This window comes from Pseudomonas sp. IB20 (genome assembly GCF_009707325.1).
Classification (GTDB): domain Bacteria; phylum Pseudomonadota; class Gammaproteobacteria; order Pseudomonadales; family Pseudomonadaceae; genus Aquipseudomonas.
The window spans coordinates 347,816-373,410 of the sequence record NZ_CP046103.1 but is presented as its reverse complement, the minus strand read 5'-3'; the positions used below and the strand labels follow the sequence as shown (position 1 = coordinate 373,410).

The 25,595-nt window shown below is 62.2% G+C and carries 19 protein-coding genes and 1 pseudogene; 1 reads left to right on the top strand and 19 read right to left on the bottom strand.

Features of this window, described 5'->3' with window-relative positions:
- Window positions 1-47: 47 nt before the first annotated feature.
- The 14 genes from GJU48_RS01695 to hutC all read right to left on the bottom strand — a co-directional run bounded on the left by GJU48_RS01695 (window position 48) and on the right by hutC (window position 16,982).
- Complete coding sequence (locus GJU48_RS01695) at window positions 48-977, bottom strand: alpha/beta hydrolase (protein WP_094949323.1); 930 nt, start codon at window positions 975-977, stop codon at window positions 48-50.
- A gap of 238 nt (window positions 978-1,215) precedes the next feature.
- A complete protein-coding gene (locus GJU48_RS01690; protein ID WP_094949324.1) occupies window positions 1,216-2,163 on the bottom strand; it encodes a choline ABC transporter substrate-binding protein in 948 nt (315 codons plus the stop codon).
- A 247-nt stretch (window positions 2,164-2,410) separates the two neighbouring features.
- Window positions 2,411-3,214, bottom strand: coding sequence for an N-formylglutamate deformylase (gene hutG, locus GJU48_RS01685; protein ID WP_094949326.1), 804 nt, complete (start codon window positions 3,212-3,214; stop codon window positions 2,411-2,413).
- 29 nt (window positions 3,215-3,243) lie between these two features.
- Window positions 3,244-4,449: an imidazolonepropionase gene (gene hutI, locus GJU48_RS01680; RefSeq protein ID WP_094949327.1), complete on the bottom strand. Its 1,206-nt coding sequence runs from the start codon at window positions 4,447-4,449 to the stop codon at window positions 3,244-3,246.
- A 15-nt stretch (window positions 4,450-4,464) separates the two neighbouring features.
- The gene (locus GJU48_RS01675; RefSeq protein ID WP_094949328.1) at window positions 4,465-5,874 is read right to left on the bottom strand and encodes an amino acid permease; all 1,410 of its coding nucleotides are present in this window, start codon (window positions 5,872-5,874) and stop codon (window positions 4,465-4,467) included.
- 150 nt (window positions 5,875-6,024) lie between these two features.
- A complete protein-coding gene (gene hutH / locus GJU48_RS01670) occupies window positions 6,025-7,563 on the bottom strand; it encodes a histidine ammonia-lyase (protein WP_094949329.1) in 1,539 nt (512 codons plus the stop codon).
- 36 nt (window positions 7,564-7,599) lie between these two features.
- Window positions 7,600-9,123 (bottom strand): HAL/PAL/TAL family ammonia-lyase, encoded by a 1,524-nt coding sequence (locus GJU48_RS01665; RefSeq protein ID WP_094949330.1) that lies wholly within the window; start codon window positions 9,121-9,123, stop codon window positions 7,600-7,602.
- 131 nt (window positions 9,124-9,254) lie between these two features.
- Window positions 9,255-10,079, bottom strand: coding sequence for a quaternary amine ABC transporter ATP-binding protein (locus tag GJU48_RS01660; protein WP_094949331.1), 825 nt, complete (start codon window positions 10,077-10,079; stop codon window positions 9,255-9,257).
- Complete coding sequence (locus GJU48_RS01655) at window positions 10,076-10,927, bottom strand: ABC transporter permease (protein ID WP_083355696.1); 852 nt, start codon at window positions 10,925-10,927, stop codon at window positions 10,076-10,078. The genes GJU48_RS01660 and GJU48_RS01655 overlap by 4 nt, the downstream gene beginning before the upstream one ends.
- A 71-nt stretch (window positions 10,928-10,998) precedes the next feature.
- Window positions 10,999-11,964 (bottom strand): ABC transporter substrate-binding protein, encoded by a 966-nt coding sequence (locus tag GJU48_RS01650; RefSeq protein WP_094949332.1) that lies wholly within the window; start codon window positions 11,962-11,964, stop codon window positions 10,999-11,001.
- A gap of 69 nt (window positions 11,965-12,033) precedes the next feature.
- A complete protein-coding gene (locus GJU48_RS01645) occupies window positions 12,034-13,491 on the bottom strand; it encodes a purine-cytosine permease family protein (RefSeq protein WP_094949333.1) in 1,458 nt (485 codons plus the stop codon).
- A 146-nt stretch (window positions 13,492-13,637) separates the two neighbouring features.
- Window positions 13,638-15,308: a urocanate hydratase gene (gene hutU / locus GJU48_RS01640; protein WP_094949334.1), complete on the bottom strand. Its 1,671-nt coding sequence runs from the start codon at window positions 15,306-15,308 to the stop codon at window positions 13,638-13,640.
- A gap of 406 nt (window positions 15,309-15,714) precedes the next feature.
- On the bottom strand, window positions 15,715-16,275 hold the full coding sequence (locus GJU48_RS01635; RefSeq protein WP_094949335.1) for a HutD/Ves family protein: 561 nt from the start codon (window positions 16,273-16,275) through the stop codon (window positions 15,715-15,717).
- The gene (gene hutC, locus GJU48_RS01630; protein WP_232000148.1) at window positions 16,272-16,982 is read right to left on the bottom strand and encodes a histidine utilization repressor; all 711 of its coding nucleotides are present in this window, start codon (window positions 16,980-16,982) and stop codon (window positions 16,272-16,274) included. The genes GJU48_RS01635 and hutC overlap by 4 nt, the downstream gene beginning before the upstream one ends.
- Window positions 16,983-17,129: 147 nt before the next feature.
- Between hutC and GJU48_RS01625 the strand changes: the two genes are divergently transcribed.
- Window positions 17,130-18,494 (top strand): formimidoylglutamate deiminase, encoded by a 1,365-nt coding sequence (locus GJU48_RS01625; protein WP_094949336.1) that lies wholly within the window; start codon window positions 17,130-17,132, stop codon window positions 18,492-18,494.
- A 122-nt stretch (window positions 18,495-18,616) separates the two neighbouring features.
- Here the strand turns inward: GJU48_RS01625 and GJU48_RS01620 are convergent, their stop codons facing one another.
- The 5 genes and pseudogenes from GJU48_RS01620 to GJU48_RS01600 all read right to left on the bottom strand — a co-directional run bounded on the left by GJU48_RS01620 (window position 18,617) and on the right by GJU48_RS01600 (window position 25,560).
- A complete protein-coding gene (locus GJU48_RS01620) occupies window positions 18,617-19,186 on the bottom strand; it encodes a lipocalin family protein (protein ID WP_094949337.1) in 570 nt (189 codons plus the stop codon).
- 30 nt (window positions 19,187-19,216) lie between these two features.
- Window positions 19,217-19,471, bottom strand: coding sequence for a hypothetical protein (locus GJU48_RS01615; protein ID WP_017849914.1), 255 nt, complete (start codon window positions 19,469-19,471; stop codon window positions 19,217-19,219).
- 134 nt (window positions 19,472-19,605) lie between these two features.
- Complete coding sequence (locus tag GJU48_RS01610; protein ID WP_094949338.1) at window positions 19,606-20,616, bottom strand: class 1 fructose-bisphosphatase; 1,011 nt, start codon at window positions 20,614-20,616, stop codon at window positions 19,606-19,608.
- Between the two features lie 96 nt (window positions 20,617-20,712).
- Window positions 20,713-22,048: pseudogene (locus tag GJU48_RS01605) on the bottom strand (DUF3999 domain-containing protein).
- The gene (locus GJU48_RS01600; RefSeq protein WP_094949339.1) at window positions 22,048-25,560 is read right to left on the bottom strand and encodes a DUF2339 domain-containing protein; all 3,513 of its coding nucleotides are present in this window, start codon (window positions 25,558-25,560) and stop codon (window positions 22,048-22,050) included. Before GJU48_RS01600 ends, GJU48_RS01605 begins: the two are co-directional and overlap by 1 nt.
- Window positions 25,561-25,595: the final 35 nt, after the last annotated feature.

The following is a 25,595-nucleotide window of genomic DNA, read 5'->3' as shown; positions in this document are numbered from 1 at the left end:
TCTGGCATCATAAACCCGAATTGTGCAATGAGCATGTCCTTGAGTACTTAGACCTGTGTCAGCCGCTCGCTCCTCACGTAAGACAACAGGTAGTCGTACAGCTGATCCACCTCCGGCGCCTGGCCGCGCGCGCGCAAACAGCCGTGGACCAAGCCTTTGCCGGGATACAGCACGGCCTCGACGCCCGCCGCTTGCAGGCGTTCGGCATACAGCATGCCGTCGTCGCGCAGCGGGTCGAACTGGGCCACGGCGATCAGCGCCTTGGGCAAGCCGCTGAAATCCTCGGCCAGCAGTGGCATGGCATAGGCCGACGGCTTGCCCGCCCCCTGCAGGTACAGCGCCAGGTAGTCGCCAGTGTCGGCGGTACTGAGCAGCGGCGCGTCCATGCAGTCACGGCGCGACGGCAAATCGGCCGGCCCGCCCAACCCGGGATAAATCAGCACCTGGGCGCAGGGCAGCGGCAGGCCGTCGTCGCGCAGGCCCAGGCACAACGCCGCCGCCAGATTGCCGCCCGCGCTGTCACCCATCACCACCAAGCGCTGCAGGTTGATGGCGTGCGGCCCCTGCCCCGCTTGGATCGCCTGCCAAACCGCGCGGCAATCTTGGTACGCCGCCGGGAACGGATGCTCCGGCGCCAGACGGTAGTCGATGGCAATCACCAGCACCTGCAGCGCGCTGGCCAGTTCGAAGCAGATGAAATCATGGGAATCCAGCCCGCCGACCACCCAGCCGCCGCCGTGCATATAAAGGAGGCATGGCCAGCCTTGCGCTGGAGGGGTCGTTGCGGGGTGATAGCAGCGAACCTTCACCCCGCCAAGCGTAGCGTCCGAGACTTGCAGCTCATCAGGCTGCGCCGGGGTGAACGCCTGGCACATGCGATCGTAGTTCTGGCGCAAGCCGGCCAGCGATGAATCGTCACTGGTGAAGGACTCAGTCTTGGCAACAAAGGCCGCCATCTGCGGAGAAATCGGGTACATGCGCAAATATCCCTATCAATGGAAATCAACCTATGGGAGCGGGCTTGCTCGCGAAGGCGGTGTATCAGTCGCCTGATGAGTGGCTGACCCACCGCCACGCGGGCAAGCCCGCTCCCACATTTGCTCGTGCCCGGCTAGGGTTTGGCTTGCTCGCGAAGGCGGTGTATCAGTCGCCTGATGAGTGGCTGACCCACCGCCATCGCGGGCAAGCCCGCTCCCACATTTGCTCGTGCCCGGCTTAGGGTTTTAGGCTGGCTTGCACGGCCGCCGCGCCATCGCCGCCATCAAACGCCGTAACACCCGCCAACCAGCGCTGCAAGTCCTCGGGGTGGTCGCGCAGCCATTGCTTGGCAACCTCCTGGGGCGATTGGCGTTCCATGATCGGCACCATCAGTTGGCTTTCCTGGGCGGCGGTGAAGGTCAGGTTGGTCAGCAAGCGGTTGGCGTTGGGGCAGCGCTCGGCGAAGTCCGGCGCAGTGACGGTAGAAACCGTGGCGCGGCCTTCGTCGGCGCCGAACACATCTTCGCTGCCGGTGAGGTAGGCCATTTTCATGTTGATGTTCATCGGGTGCGGGGTCCAACCGACAAACACCACGAACTCCTTGCGATTCACCGCGCGCTGCACCGCCGCCAGCATCCCCGCTTCACCGGACGCCACCAGCTTGAAGCCGCCCAGGCCGAAATGGTTGGTGTCGATCATTTTCTGGATGTCGGTATTGGCGCCACTGCCAGGCTCGATGCCGTAGAGCTTGCCGCCCAGTTTGTCTTTGAAGCGGGCGATGTCAGCAAAGGTTTTCAACCCAGCGTCGGCTACGTATTGCGGCACGGCCAGGGTGGCTTGGGCGTCAGACAGGCTGGGCGTGTCGAAGACCTTGACCTGCTTGGCGGCCAGGAACGGCGCGATGTTGTTGTCCATCGCCGGTTTCCAGTAACCGAGGAAGATATCCAGGCGCTTGTCGCGGATGCCAGCAAAGATGATCTGCTGCACCGCGCTGGTCTGTTTGCTGTCATAGCCCAGGCCGTTGAGCAGCACGTCGGCCATGCCGGAGGTGGCGACCACGTCGGTCCAACTGACCACGCCCATGCGCACGGTTTTGCACGACGCAGGTTCTGCGGCCATGGCGTGCGCACTGAGTAGCGCGGCGCCGGTGAGGGTCAACAGGTAGCGGTTGAACAGTCTTTTCATGGAAAGAGGTCTCACTCGGCAGCTTTTATTGTGGGGAGTGGCGTCTAGCGCGCCGTGCCCAGCACCTTACCCGGCGAAACCTTATTTAAAGAGACCTACAGCGACCCTGTTTTGCACTGGGGCGACTGTGGTATTGCAGAACAAAACGCATGGCGACACTTTTACAGAACGCTCCTTCCCCCCAAGTGCCTTGTTAACATATCAATATAACAGTGCGAGTTACCGTCCCCGAGAACTCGCACTTTAATTACCTTGAATAACGCTGCCGCCCCCAACCTAAAAACCCTTCCAGCAACTGCTTCAACACCACCCGCGTCGGCTCAGCCAAATCTGGCCGATAACGAAACGGCTCAAACTCTTCCATATAAGCGCTCTGGCACAACTCCAACTGCACGGCGTGGATATCCTGCGCCGGGTCGCCGTAATGCCGGGTGATGTGCCCGCCCTTGAAGCGCCCGTTGAGCACGTGGGTGTACTGCGGATGCGTGGCGCAGATGGCTTCCAACTGGCTCGCCAGCTCGGGGTCGCAAGCCGCGCCGTTGAAGGTGCCGAGGTTGAAGTCCGGCAGCTTGCCGTCGAACAGGTGCGGGATCACCGAGCGGATCGAGTGCGCATCAAACAGCAATGCGTAGCCGAACTCGGCTTTGAGCCGCGCCAGTTCCTCTTGCAGGGCGCGGTGGTACGGGCCCCAGATCTTTTGCAGGTAGGTGGCGCGCTCCTCTGCCGACGGCTCCAGGCCTTCGCGGAACAGCGGCACGCCGTCGAACAATGTCGCCGGGTACAGGCCGGTGGTGGCGCCGACGTACAGCGGCTTGTCGTCCGATGGCCGGTTCAGGTCGATCACAAACCGCGAGTACTCCGCCGACAGGGTGCTGGCGCCCAGCGCCTCGGCAAAGTCATACAGCGTGGGGATGTGCCAGTCGGTGTCCGGCAGGCTTTGCGCCTCGGGGATCAAGCCGGCTTCGACCGCAGGCGTCAGGCGCAGGCCGGCATGAGGCATGCTGATCAGCAGCGGTACGCGGCCTTGTTTGAAGTTCAGAACCTTATCCAAAGCAGTACTCCTCGTTCACAAAGGCAGCCTTAAACAGTGACATCGACGCCGTGGCGCACAACGCGTTTATCCAGCTCACCGCCGAGCCAGTAGGCCAAGTCGGCGGGGCGATCAATCTGCCAAGCGACAAAATCAGCGACCTTGCCCACTTCCAGCGAGCCATGGGTATCGCCCATGCCCAGCGCGGTGGCCGCATGCTGGGTGGCACCGGCCAGGGCTTCTTCCGGGGTCATGCGCAGCAGCGTGCAGGCCATGTTCAGCATCAGGCGCACCGACAAGGCCGGCGAGGTGCCGGGGTTGAGGTCACTGGCGATGGCAATCTTCACGCCGTGCTTGCGCAGGGCATCCATCGGCGGCAACTGGGTTTCACGCAGAAAGTAGAACGCACCCGGCAACAGCACCGCGACGGTGCCGGAGGCAGCCATGGCGATCGCGTCGTCTTCGGTCATGAATTCCAGGTGGTCCGCCGACAGCGCGTGGTAACGCGCGGCCAGGCTGGAACCGTGCAACGACGACAGTTGCTCGGCGTGCAGCTTCACCGGCAGGCCGAGTTGCTGGGCAACCTTGAAGACGCGCTCAACCTGCTCCGGGGAAAACGCCAGGTATTCGCAGAACGCATCCACCGCGTCCACGAGCCCTTCCGCGGCCAGGGCCGGCAGCATCTCGGCGCAGATGTGGTCGATGTAATCGTCAGCGCGATCCTTGTACTCCGGCGGCAACGCGTGGGCCGCCAGGCAGGTGGCGCGCACGCTGACCGGCAGCGCTTCGCCGAGGCGACGGATCACCCGCAGCAATTTACGCTCACTGGCCAGGTCCAGGCCGTAGCCGGATTTGATCTCCACCGTGGTCACGCCGTCACGCAGCAAACTGCGCAGGCGCTTGTGCGCGCTGGCAAACAGTTCATCTTCAGTGGCGGCGCGGGTGGCGCGTACGGTGCTGGCAATGCCGCCACCCTTGGCCGCGATTTCGGCGTAGCTCACGCCTTCAAGGCGCTGCTCGAATTCGCCGCTGCGATTGCCGCCGAACACCGTGTGGGTGTGGCAGTCGATCAGCCCGGGGGTGACCCACGCGCCTTGCAGGTCATGCACCTGGGCGTAATCCGCCGGCGGCACTTGGCTGCGGGGGCCGACCCACTCGATGAGTTGGCCTGCAGTGACCATGGCGGCATCCTCGATGATCGAGTACTTGCCGCCTGCCATGGTTGCGACGTGGCAGTGTTGCCAAAGCGTTTTCATCAACGCCTCCCTAAGTTAACGATGAGACAAAGCCGTGTCGTAATGGACCTTGGCCGTTTGCCCGGCAGCGGGTTTGACCCACAGCAGGTAGGCCAGAACCAGCAGCACGATCCACACGGCGCCGACCAGCAAAGCGGCCTGGGTGTCCGGGAAATAACCCAGCACACCAAACACGAACAGCATGAACACGATGGCAGCCGCGGGCGCATACGGCCAGAACGGTACCGGGAATTTCAGCTCGGCGACCTGTTCTTTGGTCATCGAGCGGCGCATCGCGACCTGGGTGAACAGAATCATCAGCCACACCCACACGGTGGCGAAGGTGGCAATCGAGGCGATCAGCAGGAACACGTTTTCCGGGATCAGGTAGTTGAGCACCACGCCGCCAAGCAGCGCCGCGCCCATCACCACCACGGTCATCCACGGCACGCCTTGCTTGGACAGCTGGGCAAAGCCCTTGGGCGCCTGCCCTTGCTGAGCCAGGCCGTACATCATGCGGCCGGCGCCGAAGATGTCGCTGTTAATGGCCGAGACGGCCGCCGAGATCACCACGATGTTGAGGATGGTTGCTGCCGAGCCGATGCCGAGGTTGCTAAAGATCTGCACGAACGGGCTGCCCTCGCTGCCGATCTGCGGCCACGGGTAAATCGCCATCAGCACAAACAGGGTCAGCACGTAGAACAACAGGATGCGCAGCGGCACCGCGTTGATCGCCTTGGGGATCACGCGCTGCGGGTCTTTGGCTTCACCGGCGGTGATGCCGATGATTTCGATGCCGCCGAAGGCAAACATCACCACCGCGAACGAGGCGATCAGGCCGCCGATGCCGTTGGGCATAAAGCCGCCGTGGGCCCACAGGTTGCTCAGGCCGCTGGCCTGGGTATCGCCGGCCGAATGGATGCCGAACAGCATGATGCCGAAGCCACCGAGGATCATCGCCACAATGGCGCCGACCTTGAGCAACGACAGCCAGAACTCCATCTCGCCAAACACTTTGACGTTGCACAGGTTCAGGCCGCCGATCAAAAACACGATGCCAAGCACCCACACCCAGCGCGCAACTTCGGGAAACCAGAAGCCCATGTAGATGCCAAAGGCGGTGACGTCGGCCAGACAGACGATGATCATTTCAAACGCATAAGTCCAGCCGAGGACGAACCCGGCCATAGGCCCCAGGTAGGTGCTGGCGTACTGGCCGAAGGAGCCGGAAACCGGGTTGTGCACAGCCATTTCGCCGAGGGCGCGCATAACCATGAATACCGCGGCGCCGCCGATCAGGTAGGCCAGCAGCACGGCGGGGCCGGCCATCTGGATGGCTGAGGCGGAGCCGTAGAACAGCCCGGTGCCGATCGCGGAACCGAGTGCCATGAAGCGAATATGTCGGGCGCTAAGCCCGCGTTTCAAACCTTTTTCTTGCTGGTGCATTTCTCGTCCCTAATTATTCTTATGAGGAGAAGATCGTTCCCTCGCGCTGCGTGGGAAGGCCGCCTTGGACGCTCTGCGTCCGCTTTCGGAGCCGTGACGCGGAGCGTCACAGGAGGCGTTCCCACGCAGAGCGTGGGAACGATCAGCGTGTTAGAGACTTGGTAGCAACTTGGCCGGCACCAGCTCATTCAGGCAGCGGGTGGCGAGCAGTTCGCTGGCGGCATTGATGTCCGGGGCGAAGAAGCGATCCTTGTCGTAGAAGCCCACTTTGGCGCGCAGGATGCCACGGGCTTTTTCCAACTTCGGCGAGGTTTTCAGGCCATCGCGCAGGTCCAGGCCCTGGCACGCGGCCAGCCATTCCACCGCCAAAATGCCACGGGTGTTCTCAGCCATTTCCCACAGACGCTTGCCTGCTGCCGGCGCCATCGACACGTGGTCTTCCTGGTTGGCCGACGTCGGCAAACTGTCGACGCTGTGCGGATGGGACAGTGCCTTGTTTTCGCTGGCGAGCGCGGCGGCGGTCACCTGGGCAATCATGAAGCCGGAGTTGACCCCGCCATTGCCCACCAGGAACGGCGGCAGTTGCGACATGTGCTTGTCCATCATCAGCGAGATACGGCGCTCACTCAGGGAGCCGATTTCGGCGATGGCCAGCGCCATGTTATCAGCGGCCATGGCCACCGGTTCCGCGTGGAAGTTACCACCGGAGATCACGTCGCCTTCGGCTGCAAACACCAGCGGGTTATCCGACACGGCATTGGCTTCCACCACCAGCACTTCGGCAGCCTGGCGGAACTGGGTCAGGCAGGCGCCCATGACTTGCGGCTGGCAGCGCAGGGAGTACGGGTCTTGGACTTTGTCGCAGTTCTGGTGCGACTGGGACACCTCGCTGCTTTCACCGAGCAGGTCGCGATAGGCCGCAGCCGAATCGATCTGCCCACGCTGGCCACGTGCGGCGTGGATACGCGCGTCAAACGGCGAGCGTGAGCCGAGTACCGCTTCCACGGTCAGGCCGCCGCAGGCCAGCGCGCCGGCGAACAGGTCTTCGCCTTCGAACAGGCCACGCAAGGCGTAGGCGGTGGACACTTGGGTGCCGTTGAGCAGCGCTAAGCCTTCTTTGGCGGCGAGGGTCAGCGGCGTCAGGCCGGCGACTTTCAGTGCTTCGGTGGCTTCCAGCCATTCGCCTTTGTAGCGCGCCTTGCCTTCGCCCAGCAGTACCAACGACATGTGCGCCAACGGCGCCAGGTCGCCGGAGGCACCGACCGAACCTTTGAGCGGGATGTGCGGGTACACCTCGGCGTTGATCAGCGCGATCAATGCGTCGATGACCTGGCGGCGGATCCCGGAGAACCCACGGCTGAGGCTGTTGACCTTGAGCACCATGACCAGCCGCACCAGCGCGTCGCTGATCGGCTCACCCACGCCGGCGGCGTGGGACAGCACCAGCGAACGCTGGAGGTTTTCCAGGTCCTCACTGGCGATGCGGGTCGAGGCCAGCAGGCCGAAACCGGTGTTGATGCCGTAGGCGGTGCGGTTCTCGGCGAGAATCTGCTCCACGCAGGCAACACTGGCTTCGATCTGCGCCGTGGCGCTGTCATCCAGGCTGAGGGTTACCGGCTGCTGGTAGATAGCCCGCAGTTGGGCAAGGCTCAATTGGCCTGGAATCAGATTTAGCGCAGTCACATTCATGCTCCTTGTGAATTATTTTTAGTGCAATTATTATTTTTAGTGCAAATTAGGTAATACGTGGTGCAGCAAAGCGGTGTCTTTAAGCAACGCGGCGGCACTCGCGATGTCTGGCGCCAACCAGCGGTCCTGCTCGTAGGCCGGGACCTTTTCACGCAGCAGGCGCCAGGCGCTGTGGGTGCCCGCGCCGAAACGCTGGTCCTTGAGAAACTCGAAAGCCTGGGCCGCCAACAGGTATTCGATGGCGAGAATCTGGGTAACGTTGGCCAACAGCTGGTGCAGCTTGAGCGCGGCGTTGGTGCCCATGCTCAGGTGGTCTTCCTGCAGGCCCGAGGTGACGAAATTGTCGAGCACCGCCGGTTGCGCCAACTGGCGGTTTTGCCCGCACAGCGAGGCGGCGACGTACTGCACGATCATCATCCCGGAGTTAACCCCAGGGTTGCTGACCAGGAACGCCGGCAAGCCGCTGACGTGCGGGTTAATCAGGCGGTCCAGACGGCGCTCGGCCACCGAGCCGATTTCGGCCATGGCGATGGCGAGCATGTCGGCCGCCAATGCCACGGACTGCCCGTGCGGGTTGGCCTGGGACACCACGCGGTAGTTATCCGGCGTGCCCAGCAACAGCGGGTTATCGGTGGCGCTGTTAAGTTCGGTCTCGATCTGGCGGGTGGCGTGTTCAACTTGGTCGCGCGCCGCGCCGTGAATCTGCGGGATCGAGCGGATGCTCAAGGCGTCCTGAGTACGAATGCCCTTGCTGCTGGCGATCACTTCACTGCCATCGAGCAAGGCGCGCAGGTTGATGCCGACTTGCTGCATGCCCGGGTGCGGCTTGAGGGCGATGATGGCTTCGTCGAAGGCGTCGATCTGGCCGCGCTGGGCCTCAAAGCTCATGGCGCCGATCACGTCGGCCCATTGCAGCAAGTGGTGGGCGTCGGCCAGGGCCAGGCAGCTCAGGCCGGTCATGCACGGCGTGCCGTTGACCAGGCACAGGCCGTCTTTGGCGCCGAGTACCACAGGCTGCAAGCCTTCTGCGTGTAATGCTTCTTGCGCTGTCACGATCTGACCGCGATAGCTCACCGTGCCGACACCGAGCAAGGCCACGCCGACGTGGGCCATGTGGGTCAGGTAGCCCACCGAACCCTGGGACGGTACTTGCGGGGTGATGCCGTGGTTGAGCAGCGCCAGCAGCGAATGCACCACCTGCGGGTGCAGGCCGGATTTGCCGTGGCTGTAGTTGATGACAGCCGCGCAAATGATCGCACGGGTTTGCTCGTCGCTGAGCACCGGGCCGACGCCACAGGCGTGGCTCAAAAGCGTATTGCGCGACAGCTGGCTGAGTTGCTCGCCCTTGAGCGACACATTGCACAGCGCGCCCAGGCCGGTGTTCACACCATAGGCGCGCTCACCGCTGGTGACGATGCGCTGCACGATGGCCTGGGCATTGTCGATGCGCGCCCAGGCGTGGCCCGAGAGTTCGATCTCGGCGCCGAAGCGGGCGACGGCGACCACGTCCTGCCAGCGCATGGGGGCGTCGGCGATGATGATTTTTGCTGCCTGGGACATCTTAAGCCTCTTGAATTGATCGTTCCCACGCTCTGCGTGGGAATGCCGCCTGGGACGCTCCGCGTCCCGCTATCAGGTGTGACGCAGAGCGTCACGGGATGCATTCCCACGCAGAGCGTGGGAACGATCACTTACACCACCGCCGCCCGTCGCTGAACAAACCGGTCCACATACTCATCCGCCGGCGAATGCAGGATCTCGCGCGGGGTGCCGACCTGGATCAGCTTGCCGTCCTTGAGGATCGCAATCCGGTTGCCGATGCGCACGGCCTCGTCGAGGTCGTGGGTGATGAACACGATGGTTTTGTGCAGGGTCTTTTGCAGCTCGAGCAACTGGTCCTGCATCTCGGCGCGGATCAGCGGGTCGAGGGCGCTGAACGCTTCGTCCATCAAGATGATGTCGGTATCCGCCGCCAAGGCGCGAGCCAGGCCCACACGCTGGCGCATGCCGCCGGACAGCTGGTGCGGGTATTTGTTTTCGTAGCCTTTGAGGCCTACGGTTTCGATCCAGTGCAGCGCGCGTTCGGCGCAGACCTGCTTGGTTTCGCCACGCACTTTCAGGCCGTAGGCGACATTGTCGAGCACGCTCTTGTGGGGCAGCAGGCCGAAGCTCTGGAACACCATGCTGATCTTGTGCCGACGGAATTGGCGCAAGGCTTCCATGTCCAGTTGCAAGATGTCTTCACCGTCCACCAGGATCGCGCCGCTGGTAGGGTCGATCAGGCGGTTGAAGTGGCGCACCAAGGTGGATTTGCCGGAGCCCGACAGGCCCATGATCACGAAGATCTCGCCGGTGCCGATGCTCAGGGACAAGTCATTTACGCCGACCACGCAACCTGTCTCGGCCAGTACCTGGTCCTTGGTCTTGCCCTGGCCAACCAGCGCCAGGGCTTCCTTGGAGCGGTTGCCGAAGATCTTGAAGACGTTTTTAACTTCAATTTTGCTGACAGTACTCATTTGCTCGCCTCATGCCGTGGACGACCATAGGCCTGGGTAATGCGGTCGATGACCACTGCGAGAATCACAATCGCCAGACCGGCTTCGAGGCCACGGCCGACGTTGAGGGTCTGGATGCCGACGAGCACGTCTTCGCCCAAGCCACGGGCACCGATCATCGAGGCGATCACCACCATCGACAGCGCCATCATGGTGGTCTGGTTGATCCCGGCCATGATGCTCGGCAGGGCCAGCGGCAGTTGCACCCCAAAGAGTTGCTGCCAGCGGTTGGCACCAAAGGCGTTGATGGCTTCCATGACTTCGCCATCGACTTGGCGAATGCCCAAATCGGTGAGGCGAATCAGCGGCGGTGCGGCGTAGATCACCGTGGCGAAAATCGCCGGCACCTTGCCCAGGCCGAACAGCATCAGCACCGGGATCAAGTACACGAAGCTCGGCATGGTTTGCATGATGTCGAGCAACGGCATCAGCACCGAACGCAGGCGATTGCTGCGCGCCGACAGAATGCCCAGTGGAATGCCGATCAGCACCGAGATCACCGTGGCGACCATCATCAAGGCCAGGGTTTGCATCAGCTTGTCCCACAGGCCAACCGCACCCACCAGAAACAGCAGGCCGACGATCACGGCCGTGGTCACCACCTTGCGGGTGGCGTGCCAGGCGATGCCGCCGACGATGGCCAGCATCAGCCACCAGGGCGCTGCGCGCAGCAGCCCTTCCAGGTTGACGATGGCCCATAGCAGGGTGTCGGAGATCTGCCGGAACACATCGCCGTAGTTGGTGACCAGCGAGTCCACCCAACCGTTGACCCAGTCGGCGATGGAAAACGTAAAACTCTCAGGAAACATATCGTGCTCTCGATCCAGTGGGTTGTGGCCGGGCGCCCGGTTGCCTGCTCAGACAACCGGGAACGCTCGCCCTACAAGGCCGCGTCGATTTTCTTGGCTGCGTCGTCGCTCACCCATGCGTGCCAGACTTCAGGATGTTCCTTGAGAAAAATTTTCGCCAGTTTTGGCGACTCAATTCGCTCTTTGGCCATGCGGCCCAGGTTCTGGTTCAGCAGGTCGATCGGCAGGTTGACCTTCTCCAGCACCGCCACCAACTCCGGCGCTTGTTCGTGGAAGGTCTTGGACAAGCCGACCTTGATGCTCACGCTTTTATCCACACCGGGCTTTTCTTCCAGCTTGACCAGGTCCACCTGGCCCATCAGCGGAGTGGGCGACCAGTAGTAGAACAGGATCGGCTCGCCACGCTTGTAGCTCGACAGCACCGCCGCATCCAGCGCCGGGCCGGTGCCTGGGCGGAAGTTGGTGTAGGTGCTTTCCAGGCCGTAGCTTTTGAGCATTTCGCTGTTGTCCAACTCACAGGTCCAGCCGGCCGGGCAATTGTAGAAACGGCCTTTGGACGGCTCTTCCTGGTCCTTGAATACCGAGGCGTATTTGGCCAGATCCGCGATGTTTTTCAGGTCCGGCGCCTTGGCTTCCAATTTGCGCTTGGCGTCGCCTTCGATCACGTAACGCGGCACGTACCAACCTTCCACCGCACCGACGACCGGCGCACCCACGCCGACGACTTTGCCGGCCTTCTCAGCCTTGTTCCAGACTTCGCTGCGGCCGACCCACTCTTCGGCAAACACTTGGATGTCGTTGCTGCTCAGGGCGTTTTCCATGGTGATGGAGTTGCCCGGCAGGCTGTCGGTTTTACAGTCGTAGCCTTTTTCCAGCACGGTTTGCAGGATGTCGGTGAGCAACATGCCGCTTTCCCAGTTCAAACCTGCAAATTTCACCGGCTTGCCGGATTCACACCAACCGGCCGCCTGGGCGCCAGCAGAGGCCAGCAAGCCCGCAGAAAACAAGGTGGCCAGCAGGGTCTTATTCATCTTCATTGTTGTGACGCTCCCAATCTTGAAATGGATTACGGCAGTCAGTAGGCGTCCTGCCCTGTCCACGTCCCATCAGGCCTGTGCAACCAGCCCGTTTGCTATTGGTGTAGCGCCCTGCTCTACCGGCAGGATCAGGTGTTCAGGAATTGCGCTGTGCCACTTTTTCGCACAGACGTAATAGAGGGCTGCGGGAAGTACCAGACCGATGATCCAGGAAATATCCACATCACCCAGCGCGGCCACCAGCGGGCCGGTGTAGAACTTGGTGGAGATGAATGGCAATTGCACCAACACGCCGAAGACATAGACGCTGATACCGAGCAGGTTCCAGCGACCGTAGCGACCGTTCGGGTCGGCCAGCGCCGGCACGTCATAGCGCTCGCGGGTGATGCAGTAGTAATCCACCAGGTTGATCGCGCTCCAGGGCGTAAAGAACGCCAGCAGGAACAGGATGAAAGACTTGAAAGCACCGAGGAACGAGTGCTGGCCGAGCAACGCGATCAGGGTCGCAGTACCGACAATAACCAGCACGAAAACCAGACGCTGCAGGCGCGTGACTTCCAGGCGACCGCGAAAACCGCTGATGATGGTCGCGATGCACATGAAACTACCGTAGGAGTTCAGCGTAGAGATGGTGACCTTGCCAAAAGCGATGCTGAAGTACAGCAGCGCAGCGGTGGCACCCGTGCCGCTCAAACCAACGATGTAAGCCACTTCGTGCCCGGCGAATTGCCCGTTGGACATGGCCGCGGCAAACACGCCGAGGATCATCGCCACCTGTGCACCAATGACCGAACCCGCGCCAGCGGCGAGAAAGGTTTTCACCGAGGACGTCTTGCTCGGCAAGTAACGTGAGTAGTCCGCCACGTAAGGGCCGAAAGCGATCTGCCAGGATGCCGCGAGCGACACCGCCAGCAAAAAACTGCTCCAACTGAAGTGGCGGATTTGCAGCAGTGCGCCAATGTCGGTCTGGCTGATCAGGCGACTGAACAGGTAGACGAAGGCGATCACACCGATGACGCTGGCGATGCGGCCGATCCAATGGATCACCCGGTAACCGAGCACCGTGACCAGCACAATGACACTGGCGAAGATAAGGATACCGACGCTGTCACTGACACCAAACAACTGGCCCAGCGCTTGGCCGGAAAGCACGGTGCCGGTCGCGGTAAAGCCGAGGTACATCAAACAGACCAGCACGATCGGGATGGCCGCGCCATAAACACCAAACTGCACGCGGCTGGAGATCATCTGCGGCAAGCCAAGCTTCGGCCCTTGCGCCGCATGCAACGCCATGACGCCGCCGCCAATCAGTTGGCCGATCAGCAGACCGATCAACGACCAGAACACATCACCGCCCAGCACCACGGCCAAGGCCCCGGTGACAATGGCGGTAATTTGCAGGTTGGCACCCATCCATAGGGTGAACTGGCTAAACAGACGACCGTGTCTTTCCGCTTCCGGGATGTAGTCGATCGAACGCCTTTCGATCAACGGGGTGGTGCTTGCACGTGCGTCCTTTGCAGCCATGTCTGTTCAACCTCTGATGGATTGTTTTTTGGTGGTGCGGGTGAAACATGTCTTGTGTACACAGCCGGTCAACTGTGGGGCCTGTCAGTAAAACCGAGGTGATGCCATCGCAGGCAAGCCAGCTCCCACAGGAACCTTGCCAGCCGTTACTTGATCATCGGGAGGTTGAGGCCCTGCTCTTTGGCGCAGTCGATGGCGATCTGGTAACCGGCATCGGCGTGGCGCATCACACCGGTGGCCGGGTCGTTGTGCAGCACGCGAGCAATTCGTTCAGCGGCTTCGTCGGTGCCGTCGCAGACGATCACCATGCCGGAGTGCTGCGAGAAGCCCATGCCAACGCCGCCGCCGTGGTGCAGCGAAACCCAGGTCGCGCCGCTCGCGGTGTTGAGCAAGGCGTTGAGCAGTGGCCAGTCAGACACGGCGTCGGAACCGTCCTGCATGGCTTCGGTTTCGCGGTTCGGGCTGGCAACCGAGCCGGAGTCGAGGTGGTCACGGCCGATCACCACCGGCGCTGACAGCTCGCCGCTGCGCACCATTTCGTTGAACGCCAGGCCGAGCTTGGCGCGCTGGCCCAGGCCAACCCAGCAGATACGTGCCGGCAGGCCCTGGAAGCTGATGCGCTCGCGCGCCATGTCCAGCCAGTTGTGCAGGTGCGCGTCGTCGGGGATCAGCTCTTTGACTTTGGCGTCGGTCTTGTAGATGTCTTGCGGGTCGCCGGACAGTGCCGCCCAACGGAACGGGCCGATGCCACGGCAGAACAGTGGGCGGATGTAGGCCGGTACGAAGCCTGGGAAAGCGAAGGCGTCTTCCACGCCTTCTTCTTGCGCCATCTGGCGGATGTTGTTGCCGTAGTCGAAGGTCGGGATGCCTTGCTTCTGGAACTCGAGCATGGCTTTTACGTGCACGGCCATCGACTGTTTGGCGGCCTTGATCACGGCAGCCGGTTCGGTCTTGGCGCGGGCGCGGTATTCGTCCCAGGTCCAGCCGGCCGGCAGGTAGCCATTGAGCGGGTCGTGGGCACTGGTCTGGTCGGTGACCATGTCTGGGCGCACGCCGCGCTTGACCAGTTCCGGCAGGATTTCCGCCGCATTACCCAGCAAGGCGATGGAGATGGCCTTGCCTTCCTTGGTGTATTTGGCGATGCGGGCCAGGGCGTCGTCGAGGTCGGTGGCTTGCTCGTCGACATAGCGGCTGCTCAAGCGGAAATCGATGCTGACCTGCTGGCACTCGATGTTCAGCGAGCACGCGCCGGCCAGGGTCGCGGCCAGCGGCTGAGCGCCGCCCATGCCGCCGAGGCCGGCGGTGAGTACCCAGCGGCCGGTCAGGTCGCTGTTGTAATGCTGGCGACCGGCTTCGACGAACGTTTCGTAGGTGCCTTGAACGATGCCTTGGCTGCCGATGTAGATCCAGCTGCCGGCGGTCATCTGGCCGTACATGGCCAGGCCTTTGGCATCCAGTTCGTTGAAGTGTTCCCAGCTGGCCCAGTGCGGCACCAGGTTGGAGTTGGCGATCAGCACGCGCGGGGCGTTGCTGTGGGTCTTGAACACGCCGACCGGCTTGCCGGATTGCACCAGCAGGGTTTCGTCGTCATTCAGGTTGGTGAGGCTCTCGACGATCTGGTCGTAGCACTCCCAGTTGCGCGCCGCACGGCCGATACCACCGTACACCACCAATTCTTTCGGGTTTTCGGCCACTTGCGGATCGAGGTTGTTCATCAACATGCGCAGCGGCGCTTCAGTCAGCCAGCTTTTGGCAGTGAGCTTGTTACCGCGGGCGGCGCGGATTTCGACGTCACGGTATTTTGTAGGCTTGGTCACAGCTAAGACTCCTCGGCGATCGATGCGCGAACATTGATGGTGCGAAGGAGAGTCTTACGCACACATCTTTACTTGTACATACAAGCATATGCAATCGAGCGGCCAACTTTCTTAGCGAGGGCGTGAGATTTTTTGGGAAGGTGTGTGAAAGCCTTGGAAATTAAGGCCTGGAGGCTTGGTGAAATTTCTTGCGGAGGCGTTTTGCAGCGAGGGAGATTGTTCATAACAGCGTGGCGTTGCGCCACGCTGGGGCGTTCGGTAACAAATTGGTGCGCTGGCCGGAAACAGATCCCTTGAACAACACAGAAACACGTGTGGGAGCTGGCTTGCCTGCGATGACGGTGTGTCAGCCAGCACATCCAGTACTGATACACCGCCATCGCAGGCAAGCCAGCTCCCACAGCTTTTAACCGAGTGCGGTCAGTTCGATGACGCAGCAGCGGCCGGTAACCGATAGGTCCAGCAGGTCGGTGTTACCGTCGATTTGCAGGCAGTCGTGATGACCCAGCTTTTGGTCCAGCACCTTCACTTCATCCGCCACGCTGAACACCAGCACGGTCTGCGCCGTGGTGAAAAACCGCTGCACACCATCCACCCACTGAAAGCGCGCGTGGTAACGCTGGGGCGAATAAATCAGGTTGAAATCGCGGATCGGCCCGGTGATCAAGCGGCAAGAAACCTCGCTCTCACCACTGAACGCAAACGGCTGCAGCGGTAACAAGCCACGTTGCTCTTCGCCATCCACCGTCAGCACCATGCCCGCGCCTTTGATCACGGTGATCACGCGCTGGTAGCCGGCGAAGGTGGAAAACCCGCCCGACTCGGCGATATCGGCAATCGACAGGCGCCAGCCGAAGCCATCCAGGCCTGTACCTGCGTCACGGGTGATTTCTTCGGTACTGCCGCCGCCGTTTTTCCACGGCATGCGGATGTAATCGGCGGCGCGCCAGACTTTCACTGCACTCATTTACTGAAACGTCCTTCCAGGCTATGACGGGAACCGGGGTGGATCAAACGCGCAGCGGTCACCGGCTGGCGCCCCGACCAAGTGCGGCGGCGAATCAACAGGCACGGCTCGCTCGGCTCGATCTGCAGCAGCTTGCACTCTTCAGCATCGGCGAGGATCGCTTCAACCACGTGCTCGCCTTCGGTCAGCGGCGCAACTTGGTTCAAGTAGGCGTACGGCGTTTGTTGCGTGAAGTCTTGCTGCAAGTAGTCCGGCGCCACCAAGGCGTTGACGAAACGGTCTTCGATTTGCACCGGGATGTCGTTTTCGAAGTGCACGATCAGCGAGTGGAACACCCGCCCGCCTTCGCGCATTTCTAGGGCGACGGCGCGCTCGGAACCTGCGGCCTCTTCGCACAAGTGGATGACTTGGCAGGTATGCCGATGGCCGCGGGAGGCGATCTCGTCGGCGATGTTGTGCACTTCAAACAGCGCCGATTGGCTCTTGGGCTCGGCGACGAACGTGCCGACGCCTTGCATGCGCACCAGCAACCCTTCGGCGGTGAGCTCGCGCAGGGCGCGGTTGATGGTCATGCGGCTGAAACCCAACTGGCTGACCAGCTCGCTCTCGGACGGCACGCGGTAATGCGGCGGCCAGTTGCCGTTGAGGATCTGCTGGCTGATCATCTGTTTGACGCGGGCATACAAGGGCGCCGGACTTTCGTCCATGTGGGCAGCCAGCGAAGACTTGGCAGGCGGAGTCGGCACAGGGAATCCTTGCAGGGGGAAAAGATGCATAGATTGCCGGAGTTTACCGAGCAGGCAAACGTCTGTATATGTATATACAAATAAACACACGACCGGGGTGCCTTGATCATGTCCGCTTTCTTTGCCGAACGCGCGCTGCTGCCTAATGGATGGGCCAACGATGTACGTTTTGAAGTCAGCGCCGATGGCGTGCTGACCCACGTTGAGCCTAATGCCAGTGCAGACGGCGCCGAACGGCTCAGAGGCCCGGTGTTGGCGGGCATGCCGAACCTGCATTCTCATGCGTTCCAGCGTGCCATGGCGGGCTTGGCCGAAGTGGCCGGCAACCCGAATGACAGCTTCTGGACCTGGCGCGATTTGATGTACCGCATGGTCGGCAAGATCAACCCGGACCAACTGCACGTCATCGCCCGCCAGCTGTATATCGAGATGCTCAAGGCCGGTTACACCTCGGTGGCCGAATTTCACTACGTGCATCACGACGTCAGCGGCCAGCCGTATGCCGACCGCGCGCAGCTGTCGCGGCAAATCAGCCAGGCGGCCGCCAGCAGTGGGATTGGCCTGACCTTGGTGCCGGTGCTCTACTCCCACGCAGGCTTTGGTGGCCAGGCGCCGAATGAAGGCCAACGACGGTTTATCAACAGCACTGAAAACTACCTGGACCTGCAAGCGCAGCTCAAGCCGATCCTCGCCGCGCAACCGGCGCAGCAGTTGGGCCTGTGCTTTCACTCCCTGCGCGCCGTCACGCCGCAACAAATCCATGATGTCCTGGCTGCCAGCGACAAGGCGTGCCCGGTGCATATCCACATCGCCGAGCAGCAAAAAGAGGTCGACGATTGCCTGGCCTGGAGCGGCAAACGCCCGCTGCAATGGCTGTATGACAACGTCGAGGTGGATGAGCGCTGGTGCCTGGTGCACGCCACTCACGCGGATGCTGACGAAGTGGCGCGCATGGCCAAGAGCCGCGCGATTGCCGGTTTGTGCCTGACCACCGAAGCCAACCTGGGCGACGGGATTTTCCCGGCCGTGGATTTCCTCGCCCAAGGCGGGCGCATGGGCATTGGCTCCGACAGCCATGTGTCGCTTAGTGTGGTGGAAGAGTTACGTTGGCTGGAATACGGCCAGCGCCTGCGTGACCAGCGGCGCAACCGCTTGTACCGCAGTGATCAGCCGATGGTCGGCCGCACGCTGTTTGATGCTGCATTGGACGGCGGCGCCCAGGCGCTGGGCCAGCCTATTGGTCGTTTGGAAGTGGGTAAACGCGCGGATTGGCTGGTGCTCGACGGCAACGATCCGTACCTGGCGACGGCGACTGAGGATGGGATTCTTAATCGCTGGCTGTTCGCCGGCGGTGATCGGCAAGTGCGCGATGTGCTGGTCAACGGCAAGTGGGTGGTGCGCGATGGGCGGCATGCGGGTGAGGAAGAGAGCAGCCGCGCCTTTACGCAAGTCCTGAGAGACCTGCTGGGCTAACAGGCAACACATAACAAATGTGGGAGCTGGCTTGCCTGCGATAGCATCACGTATGCATCACCGAGGTGTTTGCATCGCAGGCAAGCCAACTCCCACATTTTTTGATTGGCGGTGACCCAGGCTTAGTGCGAGGTCTTCGCCATCTGCGTGTCCGACGTACGCCAGATCAACCGCGTCGTGTCATACCCTTGCTGGCGCGCCCGGCTCAGCAGGTCCTCGCGGGTGTCGGCACTCACCGTAGGTGTGCGCGACAAGATCCACATGTAGCGCCGGCTTGGGCTGCCGACGAGGGCGGTCTTGTAGTCATCGCTGACGTACAGCACCCAGTAATCGCCCTTGGCGACGCCCGGCAGCAGCGCCGTGAACCAGTTATTGAATTCCACCCAGAGCTTGTCGGTCTTGCCCGGCACTTGCGGCGTGGCCGTGCCCTTGGCTTCCTGCCACTGCCACTCAGGTGTCAGGCAGCGGTTGAACACCGACATGTCGCCATCAGGCAGCAAGGTGTAACGGGCTTCGGACTGCGCGCAGTTGCGCTGGAAGTACATCGGTAATCGGGCCAACTCATACCAGGTGCCCTGGTAACGCTTGAGGTTGACGTTGCTCGCTGTCTTGGGTTGCAGATCATCGCCAGAATGGCTGGCGCAGCCCGCCAAAAACAGGCTGGCACAAAGGCACAAAACAAAACGCATCATTCTTCTTCTCCCGCAGGCTCGCGCCCCGGTTTACTTCAGGCCTTGCCCGGAAAACATCAGAACTTTGTCACCGGCATATTGAACGCTGATAAAGCTGTTTTTATCGCCCCAGGTGCAACTGGACATGCCCAGTGCGCCGGAACAGTCGGTCGGCTTGCCCAGCAGCGACTCCACCTCAGCCTTGGCCATGCCAGCCGACAACTTCGCGTAATTTTCTTGGTTGACCTTGCTGCAAGCGGCCAATAGCACGCAAAAAGCCAGCAGGGCGAGACGGCGTAACGACATGGAAAAACTCCTGGAGGGACGAAGCAGCTTGGGTATCTGCCAGAAGCTTAGAAGGGAAAAGAGGTGTCTGGTTCCCGATGTGCAAAAACAAAAAAGCCCCGAAAACGCTGAAACGTTTCGGGGCTAGCCGCGGATTACTTCTTGTGGTAGCCGGTCACGCGCTCAACTTCTTCCTTCGAACCTAGGAACACGGCCACACGCTGGTGCAGGCCTTCGGGTTGGATGTCGAGGATACGCTGGTGGCCGTCGGTGGACGCGCCGCCTGCTTGCTCAACCAGGAACGACATCGGGTTGGCTTCGTACATCAAGCGCAGTTTGCCCGGCTTGGACGGCTCGCGGCTGTCGCGTGGGTACATGAACAAGCCACCACGGGTCAGGATACGGTGTACGTCAGCCACCATCGCGGCGACCCAACGCATGTTGAAGTTTTTCTTCAACGGGCCTTCCTCACCGGCCATCAACTCGCCGACGTAGCGGGTTACCGGCTCTTCCCAGTGGCGCTGGTTGGACATGTTGATCGCGAATTCCTGGGTGGATGCAGGAATAGTGATGTCTTCGTGGGTCAGCACAAAGCTGCCCATTTCGCGGTCCAGGGTGAAGCCTTTGACGCCATCGCCCAAGGTCAGCACCAGCATGGTCTGCGGGCCGTAGATCGCGTAACCGGCAGCGACCTGCTCAGTGCCTGGCTGCAGGAAGGCCTTTTCGTTCAAGGCTTCGTTCTGGCTCAGGTACTCGTTCGGGCAGCGCAATACCGAGAAGATGGTGCCGACCGGTGCGTTGATGTCGATGTTGGACGAACCGTCCAGTGGGTCGAACACCAGCAGGTAGGCGCCCTTGGGGTACTTGCCCGGGATCTGGTAGGCATTGTCCATTTCTTCGGACGCCATGCCGGCCAGGTGACCGCCCCATTCGTTGGCTTCGAGCAGGATCTCGTTGGAGATCACGTCGAGCTTCTTCTGCACTTCGCCTTGAACGTTTTCAGTGTCCATGCTGCCCAGGACACCACCCAGTGCGCCTTTGGATACGGCGTGGCTGATTTCCTTGCAAGCACGCGCCACCACTTCGATAAGGAAGCGCAGATCGGCAGGCGTGTTGTTGCTGCGGGTCTGCTCGATCAAATAGCGACTCAGGGTAACGCGGGACATGGAAGGCTCCGGAGAATGGGGGGCTTAAAAACCCGCGCAGTTTAACGCGAGTCGGGGCGTATTTCCTCTAATCAGAGGATTTAACTCCAATAGAGTTCACGGTTTGGCCGCAGGTTGGCGCAACAAACTGTAGGCCATCGCCCCCAGCGCCGCCACACCCAACAGGAGCACGGCCCACAGGCCGAGTTTCTTCCAGTCGGTGCCTGCTTCGGGCGATGCGGCGACGGCGGCGGTTTTGACCACCACCTCTCCCGCAACGCTGGCCTGGCCTAACGTCTTGAGACGTTCGGCGCTGTAGTCGGGGATCAGGGTCGACAACGGCAGGTTCGCCGCCTTGACCGAGCCATTGCCCAGCGCCAGGGTGAACGGTGGCTCACCCCGCGCCAGGAACACCAACTGCGTGGCGCGCACGGCAAAACGCAGGGCCGGCGCTTCAACGCCCAAGCCACCGCCGCGCTCATCCACCTGCAACTTGAGCTCGCCGACGGCAATGCCCGGCAGTTGCAACTCGTCCTGCACGACGTCTTGGCCGTTCTGGGCCAGGCGGTACAACAAGCCATTGCTCAGCGGCTGCCAGGCTTGCTTGGCTTCACGGCGCCCCGCCAAGGCGACCGGCGCCAGCGTGTTCGGCTGCTTCAACTCGATACGCAAGCGCTCGACATTCAGACCCGTCGGCAGCTGCCAGCTGTATTCCCCGGCCTTGAGCCGCGTACCCGACAACGGCTGCGACCACACCAACGGCATCGGCAGACTGCTGCTGGTGGCGCTCACAAGCTTGGCCGAGGTCAGCGTCGGCGCGACCTGGCCTTGCCACACCAAGCGCAGGTAACGCGCCGATTGCCCCGGCAAGCTCACGTCATGCTGCTCGACCCGCTCGTCGGCAAACGACAGGCGCGCCACCTGGCCATCGCCCCAGGATTCCCAGTGCTGCAAGTCGTCACTGGCTTCAACGCTGGAAGCCGTCCTGTTCGCGGCTCCAGTCCAGGCTCAGTTGCTGCAACGGCGCCTTGATCGCGCTGGCGTCCAGCACCCAGCCACGCAGTACTTGCTTGCCGGCCTTGGACGGGCGCACCTCGAGCAGCGTGCCTTCAGCAGTGGATTTCATCACCACGTCCGGCACGCTTTCGCGGGTGTCGGCGGCGTACAGCGGGAACCACTTCACATCGGCCACATTGCGGCTTTCGGTGCGTTGCGCTGATTGGCGCGACAACGCATACGCCTGAGGCTCACCGGCGGCATTGAACACGCGCACATCGCTCAGATCGGCCTGGCGCGCGCTCAATTGCACAGACAGCGGCAACTCCAGGCGATACCAAGGGCCGTTGCCACTCACCGCCAACGGCACCTGCGTGGTGAAGTCGGCGGGCGTTTCCTGCGCCCATACCGACAACGTCGTACACAAGCCCACCGCGATTACGCTCAACTTACCGATCAAGAGGATGCTCCTTCAGTTTCCAACACAGGCTCGGCACGCTTGGGCGGCAGTGGTGCAAAGTAGCCCACCACCAGCAACAGCCCGCCCACGCCGATAAACGACACAATCCGCGCCAGCCCGCCACGGTTACTCAGCTCGACAAAGAACAGCTTGGCGACCACCACTGCAATCAACGCCGCGCCGATCAACCACACTTCGCGACGATGGCGCAGGTGGCCGCCGATCATCAGGCCGAGGGCGATCAGGGTCCACACAATCGACAGGCCGGCCTGTACCAACATGGACGCCAGCAACGCATCCAGTTGGAACGGCACACCCGCCCAGTGGTGGGCGGTGCGCATCACCAAGGCGGTGAAGAAGGCAAACAGCGAAGCCCCCGCGACACCTTGGGCGACTAGCTCGGCACGCGGCCCACGCTGCGGCGCAACACTGCGCGACCACAGGTAAATACCCAGCAATGCGAACAGCAGGCCCAGGTCCAGCGGGTTAAGCAGCGGCACGTACGGCAGCGGTTCAGCGGTGCCGTCGCTGAAAATATTCGCCAGCCAGAACCAGCCGAGCATCAATACCGCCAGCGGCAACGCGGCCAGCACGCGGTATTCACGCGGATACGCCGACACCGGCCACGGCCAACTGCGAGGCGCAGCCGCCAGCACCAGGTACAGGCTTGGCAGAATCGCCCAACCCAACCAGCGCCAGGCGTTGTATTCGCTCGACAGCATCAGCAGGCCGTAACGCAGCTCCAGCGCCAGCACGCCGATCAACATCCAGCAGCCGAGCACGTGGGCGATGCTCAATACGTTGCCCGGCACCCGCGCAGCCAAACGGCGCAGCGAGAGGAAATGCACAACGAACACCGCCAACCAAGCCAGCCAGCCGTACTGCGCCGCCGGGTGGTAGTAGTCATGGGCAGACACCAGCAACACCACACCCGCCGCCGGCATCAGCAAGGCGCACAGCATGCCCAGCGATGCCCAGCGCAAACGTTCGGCCAGCACTGCCCAGATCGCCACGCTAATCGCCGCGATACCGAGCAAAAATGGCCCCTGCAGCGCCTGCGGGATAAACCGCAACACTTCCCCGATCAGCGCCAGCGTCCACCAGGCCGCGCCCCACACCAGCAGCAGGTCGGACAGGCGTTGCAGCTTCAACACGGCAAACACCGGCGCATGCGGTTCACGCTGCAAGCGCCAGGCGCCCACCATCGCGGCCAGGCCCAGCACCATTGGCGTCCAGAAACCGCTGTGCGCCATTGGGCGCAAGCCCTCGCTGCTCAACGGCCCGAGCAACTGCGGCACCGCCAACAGGAACGAAGCGCCGCCGATCAGTTGCAGCAGCAACCCAAACACGAAACTCACGCGCTGCTGCAAGTACAGGCTCAGCCAGATAATCAGCAAACCGCTGGCCGCCCATACGCCGCTGGCGCTTTCCCATGGCAACACAAACAGCACTGCGAGGTTGATCAGCACCAAACCGGCGAGCAGCACCACCGACAGCCCGCGCAGCAGCCGCACATCGCTACGCACCAGGTCATCGCGCGCGGCCATCAGCATGCCGCCGACCAACGCCAGGCCGATCAGCGAGGCGGTCAATAAGCCGGTCCACCCGGCGCTGAATACCGCCGCCCCATCACCGCCCTGCAAGCGCAACAGGAACAACGCACCGCCAAGCAGTTGCACGCCGAAGGCGGTGAACAGGAAGGTGCGCGAGCCGATGCGCAGGCCGACAAACAGCGTCACAAGACCCGCGATTGCCCAACTGACGGCGGTGCCTTGGGTCAGCAGCAGCAACGGTGCAAGCAGGTACAAAAAGCTCAGGCCCAAGCTCGCCAGCACGGGCAGGCCTTTGCGCTCCCAGTGCGCCGCCTGTTCGGTCGATGCCTTGCGCAACTGATCGAAGCTGAACAGCAGCGCCGCACCCAGCAACAGCGCGCCCAGCGGTGCACCGTCGAGCAAGGTCAGTTCGCCTACGCGCAGTTCGCTGAGGAACGCCAGCGCCGAACCCAACTGCAACAACAGGCCAAATGCCCGCGCCAGCGGCCGCTGTTGGCGCAAGCCGAGCCAGAAGATCCCCGCGCCCTCCACCGCCCACGCCGCCGCCGTCCAGCGCGCATCAAGGCCCAGCGGAATCGCCAGGCTGGCAAAGATCACCCCCAGGGCCAGGCAGGTTTCCGCCAGCAGCAAGGCGCGCCCACTACTCAGCAACCGCGCCAGGCCCATGTAGATAAGCCCTAGGCCCAGCGCACTGAACGCGGCGGCAAATTCCAGGTGCTGCACCAGCGCGAACTGCAGGCCGAAGCCCACCAGCGGCGGCCCGAACAGCATGCTGCCATCGACATAATCGCCCTTGGCCGCCGACCAGCGCAGCAGCGCATGACGGTCTTCGGGGGCATCGCCCATCTCTTGCAACTTACGTCGGGCGAACAACAGGCCGATGGCCAAGTACATCAGGAAAAACAGGATCAGAAACGGCTCGGTGCTCCACAGCAGTTCCGGTGTGTACGAACGCAGGCCCCAGGCGAAACCGATGCCGAAGGTGCCGACAAACCCGATCAGGTTGAGCAAGCGCCAGGCCTTGAACCAGGCGATGGCGAGGATGCCGGCGTTGAGCAACGCAAAATAGCTGAACAGCGCCACATGGTTACCGGCGCCGGTGGACGTAAGAATCGGCGCGGCAAACCCACCCAGCGCTGCCGCGCACGCAAGGCCAAGGGCGTCCTGAGTGATCGCCAGGATCGCCGAGAACACCGTGACCGCCACCAACAGGCCGAGCGCAGCGCTCGGGTCGATCAATGGGTGCAAGCGCATCGCGGCAAACACCGTCAGGTACAACACGGCAATCCCGGTGCCTTGCAGCATCAGGCCGTAATTGCTGTTGCGCAGCCGTAACCACCAACCCAGGCCCAGCAGGCCGATGGCGGCAGCGGCAACGCCGGCGTAACGCAGTTCGATCGGCACCACCACACCTTCGGTGGCATAGCGCAGCAAAAATGCCAGGCCGAGAAACAACAGCACCACGCCAACGCGCAGCACGGTGTTACCGCCAAACAACCAAGTGCGTGCGCCACTGATGGCGCGCTCGATCAGGTTGGGGCCACGGGGAATGACAGGTTCTTTAGGTGTTGGCGTCGGCGCTGGGGCCCAGACGTCATCCGGCAGCGGCTGGCTGGTTTCGGCCACTGTGGCGACAGGTGCCAGTTCGGCGGGCAGTTCCCAAACAAGTTCGGGCTTTTCAACCACAGGTACGGGTTCAGGGAGAGGGGTTTCAACAATCACGCTGCTGGTCGGCGCGGGCACTTCCAGCTGCCGCAGGCGCTCACCCAGCGCTATCAGCGCCTTCTGCGTGGTCTCCAACTGACGAGCTTGCTGGTCCGCTTGGGCGGACAGCCTCGACAGGCGAATCGCCTGGCCAATGCCCAAGCCCAATAGCGCACCGAAACCGGCATCGGTGAACGACTCATCGAGTGTCCAGCCGAGCACCAGGCCAATCAGCATGAAGATCCATTGCATAGTCGATATCCCTAAGCAGCCCGAGGCGGGCAAAC

Bases quoted from the DNA above. Each gene is read 5' to 3' on its own strand.
- GJU48_RS01610 (WP_094949338.1), bottom strand. From the start codon at position 20,616: ATGTCCCGCGTTACCCTGAGTCGCTATTTGATCGAGCAGACCCGCAGC.
- GJU48_RS01655 (WP_083355696.1), bottom strand. From the start codon at position 10,927: ATGTTTCCTGAGAGTTTTACGTTTTCCATCGCCGACTGGGTCAACGGT.
- GJU48_RS01675 (WP_094949328.1), bottom strand. From the start codon at position 5,874: ATGCACCAGCAAGAAAAAGGTTTGAAACGCGGGCTTAGCGCCCGACAT.
- hutI (WP_094949327.1), bottom strand. From the start codon at position 4,449: ATGAAAACGCTTTGGCAACACTGCCACGTCGCAACCATGGCAGGCGGC.
- GJU48_RS01600 (WP_094949339.1), bottom strand. From the start codon at position 25,560: ATGCAATGGATCTTCATGCTGATTGGCCTGGTGCTCGGCTGGACACTC.
- GJU48_RS01660 (WP_094949331.1), bottom strand. From the start codon at position 10,079: ATGAGTACTGTCAGCAAAATTGAAGTTAAAAACGTCTTCAAGATCTTC.
- GJU48_RS01635 (WP_094949335.1), bottom strand. From the start codon at position 16,275: ATGAGTGCAGTGAAAGTCTGGCGCGCCGCCGATTACATCCGCATGCCG.
- GJU48_RS01695 (WP_094949323.1), bottom strand. From the start codon at position 977: ATGTACCCGATTTCTCCGCAGATGGCGGCCTTTGTTGCCAAGACTGAG.
- GJU48_RS01645 (WP_094949333.1), bottom strand. From the start codon at position 13,491: ATGGCTGCAAAGGACGCACGTGCAAGCACCACCCCGTTGATCGAAAGG.
- hutC (WP_232000148.1), bottom strand. From the start codon at position 16,982: ATGGACGAAAGTCCGGCGCCCTTGTATGCCCGCGTCAAACAGATGATC.
- GJU48_RS01690 (WP_094949324.1), bottom strand. From the start codon at position 2,163: ATGAAAAGACTGTTCAACCGCTACCTGTTGACCCTCACCGGCGCCGCG.
- GJU48_RS01615 (WP_017849914.1), bottom strand. From the start codon at position 19,471: ATGTCGTTACGCCGTCTCGCCCTGCTGGCTTTTTGCGTGCTATTGGCC.
- hutH (WP_094949329.1), bottom strand. From the start codon at position 7,563: ATGAATGTGACTGCGCTAAATCTGATTCCAGGCCAATTGAGCCTTGCC.
- GJU48_RS01650 (WP_094949332.1), bottom strand. From the start codon at position 11,964: ATGAAGATGAATAAGACCCTGCTGGCCACCTTGTTTTCTGCGGGCTTG.
- GJU48_RS01625 (WP_094949336.1), top strand. From the start codon at position 17,130: ATGTCCGCTTTCTTTGCCGAACGCGCGCTGCTGCCTAATGGATGGGCC.
- GJU48_RS01665 (WP_094949330.1), bottom strand. From the start codon at position 9,123: ATGTCCCAGGCAGCAAAAATCATCATCGCCGACGCCCCCATGCGCTGG.
- GJU48_RS01620 (WP_094949337.1), bottom strand. From the start codon at position 19,186: ATGATGCGTTTTGTTTTGTGCCTTTGTGCCAGCCTGTTTTTGGCGGGC.